This window comes from Lysinibacillus sp. FSL H8-0500, from assembly GCF_038051955.1.
Taxonomy (GTDB): Bacteria; Bacillota; Bacilli; order Bacillales_A; family Planococcaceae; genus Lysinibacillus; species Lysinibacillus macroides.
Genome location: NZ_CP150292.1, coordinates 4,246,852 through 4,258,705, shown reverse-complemented (window position 1 = coordinate 4,258,705; position 11,854 = coordinate 4,246,852). Strand labels below are relative to the sequence as shown.

9 protein-coding genes are annotated in these 11,854 nt (G+C 36.3%); 8 read left to right on the top strand and 1 reads right to left on the bottom strand.

The window, feature by feature from the left end:
- Positions 1–466: 466 nt before the first annotated feature.
- From MHB44_RS20365 to MHB44_RS20330, 8 genes are all read left to right on the top strand, one after another.
- A complete protein-coding gene (locus MHB44_RS20365; RefSeq protein WP_341300632.1) occupies positions 467–2,572 on the top strand; it encodes a methyl-accepting chemotaxis protein in 2,106 nt (701 codons plus the stop codon).
- Positions 2,573–2,694: 122 nt separating this feature from the next.
- Positions 2,695–3,399 carry a hypothetical protein gene (locus MHB44_RS20360; RefSeq protein ID WP_341300631.1) on the top strand — a complete coding sequence of 235 codons (705 nt, stop codon included), beginning with the start codon at positions 2,695–2,697 and terminating at the stop codon, positions 3,397–3,399.
- Between the two features lie 423 nt (positions 3,400–3,822).
- Entirely contained in the window at positions 3,823–4,332 is a 510-nt protein-coding gene (locus MHB44_RS20355; protein WP_341300630.1) for an RNA polymerase sigma factor, read from the top strand.
- A complete protein-coding gene (locus tag MHB44_RS20350; RefSeq protein WP_341300629.1) occupies positions 4,332–4,922 on the top strand; it encodes a hypothetical protein in 591 nt (196 codons plus the stop codon). Before MHB44_RS20355 ends, MHB44_RS20350 begins: the two co-directional genes overlap by 1 nt.
- Positions 4,919–5,485 (top strand): hypothetical protein, encoded by a 567-nt coding sequence (locus tag MHB44_RS20345; protein WP_341300628.1) that lies wholly within the window; start codon positions 4,919–4,921, stop codon positions 5,483–5,485. Before MHB44_RS20350 ends, MHB44_RS20345 begins: the two co-directional genes overlap by 4 nt.
- Before the next feature lie 115 nt (positions 5,486–5,600).
- Positions 5,601–6,890 carry a glycoside hydrolase family 18 protein gene (locus MHB44_RS20340; RefSeq protein ID WP_341303015.1) on the top strand — a complete coding sequence of 430 codons (1,290 nt, stop codon included), beginning with the start codon at positions 5,601–5,603 and terminating at the stop codon, positions 6,888–6,890.
- A 78-nt stretch (positions 6,891–6,968) separates the two neighbouring features.
- Complete coding sequence (locus MHB44_RS20335) at positions 6,969–9,191, top strand: YcdB/YcdC domain-containing protein (protein WP_341300627.1); 2,223 nt, start codon at positions 6,969–6,971, stop codon at positions 9,189–9,191.
- Between the two features lie 96 nt (positions 9,192–9,287).
- On the top strand, positions 9,288–9,755 hold the full coding sequence (locus MHB44_RS20330; RefSeq protein ID WP_341300626.1) for a YusW family protein: 468 nt from the start codon (positions 9,288–9,290) through the stop codon (positions 9,753–9,755).
- A 62-nt stretch (positions 9,756–9,817) separates the two neighbouring features.
- On the opposite strand, the gene MHB44_RS20325 is transcribed toward MHB44_RS20330, so the two are convergent.
- Complete coding sequence (locus MHB44_RS20325) at positions 9,818–11,803, bottom strand: catalase (protein WP_341300625.1); 1,986 nt, start codon at positions 11,801–11,803, stop codon at positions 9,818–9,820.
- Positions 11,804–11,854 lie beyond the last annotated feature (51 nt).

The window sequence follows — 11,854 nt, the reverse complement described above, 5'->3', positions numbered from 1 at the left end:
TTATATTACGTATTTTAGTGCATTTACCTATAGCTAACAATAGGACTGTGCTTTTGTGCTTGTATCTTCACTTAGTAGAAGGAGCTGCCACATAATTTTTTTGATCCGTACTTCAAAATATATAATTTATTTATGGGATAGGAGTGGTAAAATAAAAATAATTAAAAATTTCAGAAATATCAAAAAGATGATAATTATAAGTGATGCTTTACTATAAGTTAAAGGAATTTATTTTCTTTAGCTAAACTATTGTTGACTAGGTATTTCTTGTAGGTTTTTAATTGAGCAATCTCCAATAGACGATATTATCTCATCATTTCTAAAAATAGTTGCACAGGATTTGTCATTTCCATAAATCCTTAGAGTTTGTAGCATGAATAAGGTATTAAATTACTTTTTAATTCCTACAGCAACTATTTATGAAGTGAAATCAATCCAATAATGACATAGCTTAGTAGGAGGAAATATGTTTAGATTTTTTGTTCCCATTGGTCAACTACTTAATAAAATGAAGTATGCACAGAAGTTTATTTTGATTGGAGGTATACTTGCTATTCCTATTATTTTTACCTCCACAATGTTGACGGTAGATATTAACCGTAAAATTGAGCAAATGACTATGCGGAATGAGGGGATAAAATACAATCTTATTTTGAAGGATCTACTAAAAGTAGTACAACAAACGCGTGGGTTAACTGTAAGCTTTGTCAGTGGAAATACTTCAGTGCAGGATGAGATTACCAGCAGGCATACCCAGATCACAAATACGTTAGAAGAGCTACATGAATTGGAAGCAAATTTAATGAACAGCTATGGAATAGAAGAACAGATAAATAAGATTGAAAGTGATTGGTCAACAATCGAATCAAAAAATTGGCAAAATGACAATGAAGTGTTAACTAATTTTTCTGGATTAACAGAGCAAATTATGGTTGCGATGAATATTGTCACAAATAATACAGGATTACTACTAGCAGATACGAAGGAAAGCTATAATCTAATCAATAGTGTGAGCAGTACAATTCCAAATTTAACAGAGAGCTTAGGGAAGATGCGTGCTAATGGCATGAAGATTGCTGGTAGTAAGAGCATGACAGATGAGCAATATAGGGTGCTTAATAATTTATTTATTCAGACAACAGAAAACCTTAAAAAGATTGAAGCAGACTTAAATATTGCTTTTGGTAATCATTCCATGAAATCTGCGCTTGAGGAGGACTATCTTTCATTTAACAAACAAAGTGACTATTTTTTAAATGTAGTAACGGAAGAAATGTTGTTGACTAGTACAATTTCTATGGAACCAGACCAATACTGGGATATTGCTACGACTACGATTGATGTGGGTCTCCTATTGTACGAAGATAGTTTATCGTTTTTAAGTGATACATTGACAAGTCAGTTAGAAGAGCTTAAATTCAACCGCATACTTATGTTATCTTTTATAACTAGTATTTTATTATTATCATTATATATGTTTGTTGCCCTTTATATGATGATTAAAAAAGTTGTGAATGAGTTAGGAATTGCAGCAAGTGATGTAGCGAACGGAAATTTAGCTACGACTGTTTCTTTTCATACGAAGGATGAGATGCACAGTATCGAAATTTCATTCAATAAGATGGTTGAAAGTTTGAATGAACTGGTTAAGGAAATCACAGTAAGTTCAGAGTATGTTGCATCATCTAGTGAGGAGTTACGAGCGAGTGCTGAGGAGACAACAGCATCTATTGAACACGTATCAGAGTCGATTGAAATGGTGGTCAATGGAACAAAAGTGCAAACAGCACGTATTATTGAGAGCACACAGTCATTGGGAGAAATGTCTGATGGTATTCAACTGATTGCTGAAAATAGTAATCATATTACGGCATTAACAAAAGAAACGGAAAGTTATGCGATTGATGGAAATCAATCTGTTACCAAAACAGTTGAACAGATGACCACTATTCAGGCAACTGTTTCAGAGTCTAGTAAAATCATTCAAGGATTAAGTGACCGCTCTCAAGAAGTTGGCAATATTCTTAGCATGATTACAGATATTGCAGACCAAACAAATTTACTAGCATTGAATGCTTCAATTGAAGCTGCGAGAGCTGGCGAGCATGGTAAAGGATTTGCAATAGTTGCAGAAGAAGTAAAAAAGTTAGCTGAACAATCCAGAGCTTCAACTATCCAAATTTCAGAGCTTATTGCAACCATTCAAAAGGATACGATGAATTCGGTGAAAGCGATGAGAGTAGTAAATGAAAATGTTGAGCATGGTATTCACGTTACAGAAGAAACAGCACAAAAGTTTGTACGGATTTTAGAAAGCATGAAAAACCTTGGTCTTGAAATGGAGGAAATCTCAGCTACTTCAGAACAAATGTCAGCAGGCACACAAGAAGTTGTGGCTATCATGAATGAGATTATGGGAGAACTTGTGAATATGTCAGAGCAAAACTTACTAGAGGTGACTTCTTCTACAGAGGAACAGCTTGCAAAAATGGAAGAAGTCCTGTCATCAACAGTAGCGCTATCAGAACTGGCAATGGAGCTACAGCATGTTGCAAGGAAATTTAGATTATAAGGAGATCTTTAGCCTAGTATAGCAATATCAGATCAGCCTTAAATTAAGGGATTAGTGAATGTTGTTTTCATATAAATATTTATAGAAGCGAGAGGAATATTATCAAAAAAAATATATTGCTAGTGATTTTAGCAGCAGTGTTATGTAGCGTGGTTGTTGGTTGTAAGAGTGATGAACAAAATGTAAAGCCTGCTGCATCTCAGGATGAGCAAAATACTTTAAAAGAAGAAATTTCTAGTATGTTTCCTACATCAGAACTAACAGCGTCGATTGTCATCGATTCAGTCAGTGAAGGTGATTCAGTTCGAGCAGAACAACAGGTAAGTAAGGGAACGTTACTGATGATTGCTAATGGGAAAGAAGAGCGTGGTCATTTGGTTGTTTCAAGTACGCTTGGACAAGAGGGTGACCAGACCTTCCAAAGTAACTACTCCATTGTCTATCAGCAAGGAGAAAAAGAGAAAGTATTATTGGAATTACCCGCTTATTTGTTTGTCCAGCCAACTGATAAAAAACTAACCTTTGAGCAGAGGAGCTTTTCTGATGCAGATATTCATATCCTGACTCCACAATATCAAACAGGGCATGGGGTTGAAGGGTATGTATTTGCAATTGATAAGACGAATGGAGATGCTTTTCATGTGAATATTGTTAAAAATGAAGGGAAATCTAAAACACTTCTCTACGGTGAGGCAAGCCCATTTCCTACTGTAAAGGATGACATATTACAGGTTTATCCTCCTGTTGGAGCGGGTTCATCCGAAAAAGATACAAACGAAGGGTATTATAAATTAGATTTGAAGAATAGACAGCTAATTGCTGAATAATTTATATATACTTCTTCCATTTGTTTATAATTACGAATATGGCTAGGTCTTCTATTGCTGTATCTTAAAAATTTTGGCAAAGTCATAGATGATCATGCGTCCTTAGCAAGGAACTAGGACCACGGTGCTTATATATACCAATGACTTACGTATTTTCTGAGACTTGGTGAATGTTTTGGTTCATATTAGAATTCATAAAATGCAGTCCTTTCATAGATGGATGAGTCAATGGCTGTTGACATTCAAACATCATACGAAAGGGCTTCTTTTGTTTTAAATCCCCGAAAAACCCTCTAACAGAATGTTACATCATTATAAACAGCATAAAGTATATGACGCTGGTTACGAAAAAAACTTTTAGGAAATGTGTAACAAAAAAGATCATGCTGCGACTTATTTGTAAGGTAACAAGGGGGTGAAGCGTTGCACAAGAATAGATTGAAAATAGAACATTTATACGAATTGTATCATCGAGATGTATATCATTTTGCTCTTTATTATACAAATAGTCGGGAGGAAGCGGAGGATATTACACAAGAAACATTTTTCAAGGTGCTTAAACAATTGGATAAGCTGAAGAATGAAGATAAAGTAAAAACTTGGATTTTATCCATTGCTCGTAATACAGCAGTAGATATACATAGAAAGCAAAAAATAAAGCGTCTGTTAATCGAGAAAATTAGCTGGCAACCACCTATAAAAGAAGTGCCTAAGCCTTTGGAAATGGTCGAACAGCATGAACAATGGCTATTTCTTCAGGAGGCATTAATGACATTAAAATCGCATGATCGAACAATTATTATTTGTCGCATGTTAAAGGACTACACGATTCAGGAAACAGCAGCGATATTGGGCATCTCGGAAGTAAAGGTGCGAGTGGATTTTCATCGAGCGATGGCAAGGCTTCGAAAAAAAGTAGGGAGGGTTGATTGATGGAGAAACGGCAAAGTGAATTATTTCAGACACTAAAAAGTCGTCCTGATAAAGAGCCAGATAGCAAGTTTTCATATCAGCTACGGGAAAAACTCTTAAAACAGCAGCCTCAAACAGATAAACGATTTTCTGTGACAACGACTATCACTATTCTAGTCACATGCGCTGTTCTTGTCTTTTTAGTGATGGCTAGTACTGGTCAGTCATTTAAACTCAAACATGCAGCACAGATAATTGATAAGCAAGAGCATACTCTCTTAAATGTATTGGGCATTATTCTAATGCTTGTGTTAATCCTGTTTATTGCATTTGTATATCACAAGGGATATACAAAAGGAAAGCTAGTCTATATGACTTTTTCGTTGTCCTTTATCGTCTGGGTGGGGAACCTAATCTATGCAGAGCATCAGCCATTAGATGATCCTGCGATGCAACCAAGCCATAGCGATTTTTTTGATGAAGCCCATAGCCAATTATTATTTTTGTATGAATCAGATAAAATTAAGGATGCTTCAGTTGATCGATTTTTAATAGGGCAAGTGCCGCTAAACGAGGTTAAAGAGAAAATCAAAAGGAGGGAAGGGCAATGACTGATTTTAAGAATCCTTATGCTTATCTAGTGACTGGTTTTGGCTTTGTTTTTCTTGATATGAGTTTATTTGGCTTACCAGATATCCTAGCAGATTTTCTTGGCTATCTTTCTTTTGCCATTGGTATTCACTTGTTACCCTCTTCCCATAACTTAAAGCGTTGGTCAAAAAAATTGGCGCTCATGTTAATGGTGCTGTCAATTGTTGTGGAGCTAGATCAATGGCTGGCTTATAAGGTGTTTGGGGAAATCGGGATACAGCTTATGCAGTTTTTATTCATCGCCTTTATGTATTATGTTTTCCAATTGCTACTCCATATTCATCATAACCTACCATTAGAAATGAAAACTTTTAAAACCTATCAAAGATTTATGATATTGATGCTTAGCGCATTTGTCATTCAAGCATTTGCCATGAATTTTGATAGAAGCATAGGAGAGCATCTTCATCTTATAGCTTTGTTTCTGCAATTACTATCTTATCTATTATTTACATGGTACTACAGAGCATGTCATAAATATTACAAAGAAATTAATACAAACAAGGCTCATACGCTGGAATAAGCGATGGGCCTCTTCATTTTAGAGCTGTTGTTTTTACTAGACAATAGCATCTTTCTTTTTATCCTATCATAAGCTTTATAGGTATGATTTTATCACGCTAGAAGGAGGCAAAATCATTCAAATACATGTTGTACGAGCTGGTGAGTCTTTGTGGGGTATTGCACAGGCATATGGGACTACGGTTCAACGTATTGTAGATGCCAACCAAATTCCAGAGCCAGACCAATTAGTGGTGGGGCAAGCTCTTGTGATTCCGATTGTTGGGAGCTTTTATTATGTACAGCCAGGGGATAGTTTATGGTCAATTGGTCAACGCTTTGGTATTAACTATATAACACTTGCTCAAGTAAATGGCATTCATCTTAATCAAATATTATCTGTAGGACTAAGGCTCTATATTCCACAGCCGCCAAAAACAACAGCCGAAACATTGGCGTATTTAGAGCCAAGAGGAACAACCGTTAGTGATGCACTTTTAGAGCAGGCTAGGGAAGCAGGGCCCTATCTAACCTATTTAGCTTTATTTAGCTATGAAGTGAAACGAGATGGCAGCTTACAGAGACCACCAAGTCAAGGTATTACACAAATCACCAATGACACGGGAGCCTCTCTTGCAATGGTTATTTCCAATCTGGAGGATTTTGCGTTTAGTGGAGAGCTAGCAAGAGATATTTTTCAAAGTACAGCCGTCCAAGATTTACTATTTGATAATATTGTTGCAGAGGCAAAACGTTTAGGCAGCGTAAAGGATATTCATTTTGATTTTGAAAATTTACCTACTGATCAGCGACAAGCCTATAATAATTTTTTAAGAAGAGCTGTTGAAAAGTTTCACGCCCAAGGTTATACCGTATCTACAGCACTAGCACCTAAAACGAGGGATGACACCACAGGACAGTGGACAGGTGCACATGATTATCAGGCACATGGAGAAATTGTGGATTTTGTGCTGCTGATGACCTATGAATGGGGTTATTCTGCAGGGCCACCAATGGCTGTTTCTCCACTGCCTGAAGTAGAGGCAGTTGTGAAATATGCAGTTAGTGAGATACCTGCTCATAAAATTATGCTTGGCCAAAATTTATATGGCTATGATTGGACATTGCCTTTTGTCCAGGGAGGGCCTTATGCAGAGGCACTTAGTCCCCAAAGAGCTATTGAAGTAGCCAAACGTTATCATGCGGCTATTCAATTTGATTGGAGAGCCCAAGCGCCATTTTTTGAATACTACGATGAACAAGGCAGGGCACATATAGTGTGGTTTGAAGATGCTCGGTCGATTCAAGCGAAATTTAATCTGATTAAGCAATATAATCTGCGGGGGATTGGTTATTGGAAACTAGGATTGCCATTCCCACAAAATTGGCTATTAATAGGGGCAAATTTTGATGTGGTAAAAAAATAGTGAAATAAATGGAAAGGTTATTTCTAAATCTAGGTAATTATAATATAATTATGGTAAACGTATTGTAGGAGGATTATTGTGGGGAAATTTAAAAACTTAGGGATTATTTTAACATCTACAGCATTTACCGTTAGCTTACTTTCACCAATCTCCCAGGCTTCTGCCAATGTGCAAGAGCCAGCAGAAAAAATTGAAATTAAGGTTGCTTCAGCAGAAACGAACGTTACAAAAGGTACACTTATCAAAAAGGTACATGAACTATTTCCAGGAAAGTTTGATTTTGTAACAGAAAATGATTTTCATTTAGGAAGAGGTCATTATTTTAGAAATGATAAAACAATTCGTTATGACCTTAGCTTCCATAAAACTGTGAATGATAAAGATCTTTATGGTAGTTTTACCTTTATGGGGAATGATTTAGAGCTGGAAAGCTTCTATTATCAGCCGGCAAATATAACAGAAGCTATTTATCCAGCAAAGTATTCTGAAGCAGAGGCTCAAAAGCTTGCAAATGATTTCCTGAAAAAGCTTCCAAACACAGAGGGTTACCAGCTACAGCAGGATGTATATGGCTATAGCTATTACTATAATATAGCTAGACCATTGTCGGAGCCAATTACCTATTCATTTATGTATGCGCCAACACATAATAATGTACCTATTATGAATAAGCAAATCTCTATTGATGTTCTTGCGAATGGGGAGATTTCTAGTTTCTATCGTTATTCAATGCCTATTCGTCAAGCTACATTTGATCCTGTTGATCAGAAAAAAGATGAAGCCGGTATACTTGCTCAACTGCAAGAAAATTTATCAGTAGAGTTACGCTATACAATTGATTATGATTATAAAAAAGATGAGCAAGTTGTCAAGCTTGTTTATGTACCATCATCAGGCTTTAATGGGGTACATGCTTTATCAGGTCAGTGGCAATCAGCAAATGGCTTCACTTCTCAGGTTCCAAAGGTGAAGGCTGTGGAAAAGCTCTCTGCTCAACCATTAGCACCACGTAAAAAGGATATGACAGTGGCTGAGGTTGAAGAGTTTGTCAAATCTTTATTAAAAGAAAGCTCAGATAAGGGCAAGCTAGAAATTGACATGGTTGATGAAAGAGAAGATGGCAAGGGTGGAATTATTTATTCTGTTCATTATTCATATATACAAGATAATGGCAATAGCTTTGGCACTTCTTTAGAAATGGATAAGGCAACAGGAGAGATTGTTCACTATTATGATTTAAGTAACGAACTGTCCACGTCAGATGAAAATGCAGCAACGATCACTAGAGATGCTGCCCTGACAAAGGCAATTGACTACTTAAAAGAATATGCTCCTTCTTCTTTGCATAAATACTCAAAGCCAATTGATGAGGTAGTTGTAGATCGTGATAGTAAGGACTATACATTTACATTCCCACGTGTTGTCAATGAACTTCCAGTGATAGGGGATGAAATAACGGTTACTATTGGTCACGATGGTTCATTACGTTCAATGTATATTAGTAACCCAAATATTCAAAATTGGCCATCCGTAAAGAATGTGATTTCTGCTGAACAAGCAAAAGAATTATATAGTGAAGCGTTGGAATTGAAATTACAATATATTGAACAAAATGCAGATGGGGATAAACAGCATTATGATTTAGTGTATACGCCGAATTTTAATGGTAATTCCTATAATATGGTTGATGCAACAACAGGTAAGTGGTTAATAACAGAGGATGATTCAAAAGAGGTTGCCACGATCTCACATCCAACAGCTGCTAATGAATTGAATTATTTGCTACAGCAAAATATTTTAGAAGTAAAGGATCCTGCCAGCTTTAATGCAGATCAAGCTGTAACAAAGGGTGAGGCATTAAAAATTTTACTTAATTCTTTAACATATGGTCATTATTTCAGAGTGGATGAGGATAAGCAATCCTTCGGTAATATTGATAAAGAACATCCTTTATATAGCGTAGTGGAACAAGCTGTAAAAATCGGTATGTTAAAGCCTGCTAATCAATTTGCAGAGAAGGAGCAATTGAGCCGTCAGGAGCTTGCAGAATGGTATATTAAGCTATTAAGATTAGATTATACAGCAAAGTATAACGATATTTATAAATTGAATTTTGCAGATGCTAGTTCTATTAGCCCAGAATATGCTGGTTATATTGCTATAGCAAATGCGATGGGCTTAATAGATGCACAGCAAAATAATTTTAATGCGACAGCAAAGGTCACATATGCAGATTTAGCTATCTCAGCATTTCGTCTAGCACGTGCTATTCAAGAAAATAATATTAATATCAATTATTAATTAAAACCCAAGGACATCTCTTATGATTAGGAGATGTCCTTTTAGATTAATTTTTTATAGAAAGGGGAAAGATTAATACAGAAAGGAGTGAAAAAATTGCGTATCAAATATTTATTAACAATTTCTGTTATGGCAAGTCTTTTGGTAGGTTGTAATGATAAAGAGAAAGTAACGGATGTTCCTACAAATGCTCCTGCCGATCAAAGTACGGCACAACAGGCTAGTGATAATGTAACAGATCAAGTCGCCTATAATTTTGTAGAATTTTCATTGGATGTAGATTATTCTGCTACGGAATCTTATGAGGTAGAGTATGAGGATAAAAGGTCTGGCATAGAGGCAAAGCTAGAGGATGATCGTAACAATATAAGGCTACAGGGTGATGAAGCATATACAAAATTAGATCCATTATTTAAGCAGTTGAATTTTGATTCTACAACACCTAATGATGAAGTGATTGATCAAGTAATCAAAGTATTCAATATTGAAGATAACTATCAATCCATTGAAGTGGAAGTCGAATTTGTAGATGGAAATGAAAAGGAATTTAAACGAATTAAATAAATAATAGAAATAAGCCAGCTAGCGAATTCAATCAGTTAGCTGGCTTTTCATTCATTTACATATTAACGTACCCAATGTCGATGCTTAGCAAGGGAACGAATAAAAGATTGTGGATCGTTTGTCACACCATTTTTATTGGCAATATGCTGTAAAAACGAAACATTTCCTGTATAACCTATTGTTTTACAGTGCTGATAGGCTTGTTCAATAAACTGTTCTGCTTGTGTTTGCTGGTAGGAATCCTGAAAGGCTCCTGTAACATAAACACCATCATAAAGAACTGAGGAGGTGGTAGCTAATGTTTCGTGAATTTCATAGCCGTTTACTATGCCTTGTTTATGACTCACTAGTTCAACTACGATATCCTCACTTAAAAATGTAGCAATAAGTTCATTTAAATTTTCATTACTATTTTCTGTCACCATTACAGCTACTTTATTAGATTTGACATTTTCCGTTGCATTGATTACTTGGCTAACAGCAGGTGAAGTTTGGTGAATATGCGGTACTTCTACTTGTTTTGGGGGAACTATACCAATGCGATCAGCAATAGCTGATGCAAGTGTGTAGCTGACATGAGCGTACATGTCTACAACTTGTTTTCGAATGGCTTTACTTTTTACTTTGCCAAGTTCAAAGCTAAAGGCATTGATAATATGCTTTTTCTCAATATCTGTCATGCTAAGCCAGAATAATCTTGCTTGAGAAAAATGGTCTTTAAAGCTCTCACTACGTGCACGTACTTTATGCCCTTCAACTTTTTCTTCATAATGCGTATATCCACCATCTGCTTCAGAAACAGGATGTGGTGTATTATTGGCTAAGGAATTTTTATGGTAGCTAACTTGTCCCACATTAATGGTTTGTCGGCCATAGCCATCTCGTTGGTTATTATGAAATGGACAGATTGGTTTATTAATAGGAAGTTCATGGAAATTAGGTCCTCCCAGTCGTATTAACTGTGTATCAGTGTAGGAGAATAAACGACCTTGTAATAAAGGATCATTTGAAAAATCAATGCCAGGCACAACATGACCGACATGAAATGCGGCTTGTTCCGTTTCTGCAAAAAAATTATCCACATTTTTATTCAAGGTCATTTTCCCAAGGATGCGTACTGGAATTTCTTCTTCAGGCCATATTTTCGTGGCATCGAGAATATCGAAGTTAAATTTAAATTCATCTTCAACGGGAATAAGTTGCACACCAAGCTCCCACTCTGGGAAATATCCCCGTTCAATCGATTCCCATAAATCTCTGCGATGAAAATCGGGGTCTTTTCCAGCAATGATTTGTGCTTCATCCCATACTAATGATTTTACCCCAAGTACAGGTTTCCAATGAAATTTAACAAAGTGGGCTTTTCCTTCGGCATTGATAAAGCGATAAGTATTAACACCAAATCCCTCCATCATTCGATAGCTTCGTGGAATCGATCTATCTGACATATGCCACATAACCATATGAGCAGACTCCTGATTATTTGCAATGAAATCCCAAAACGTATCATGGGCACTTTGGGCTTGAGGTATTTCGTTATTTGGTTCAGGCTTTACGGCATGGACAAAGTCGGGGAATTTAATAGCATCTTGAATAAAAAACACAGGAATATTATTACCAACTAAATCATAATTACCCTCTTGTGTATAAAACTTCGTAGCAAAGCCGCGTGCATCTCGGACGGTATCAGCAGAGCCTTTAGATCCTGCAACGGTAGAGAAACGCACAAAGACAGGGGTTTTCGTTTCTTTTCCATTTAAAAATTGAGCCTTTGTAATATCGCTTGCACATTCATATGTTTCAAAAATTCCATGAGCGGCTGAGCCACGTGCGTGTACTACTCGTTCAGGAATTCGTTCATGGTCAAAGTGGGTCATTTTTTCACGAAAATGAAAATCCTCCAGTAAAGTGGGTCCTCGCTTACCGGCTTTTAACGAATGTTCATCTTCCGATATTTTTAATCCTTGATTGGTTGTAAGAGGTTGATCTTTATCACTTACTCGGAATGCTTCTAGCTGTTGTTGTTTGTGATTGACATCTTTTTTCATTTAGAATCCTCCTTTATAAGTTACAACTACCTTCTACCCGAACGAAAAGAT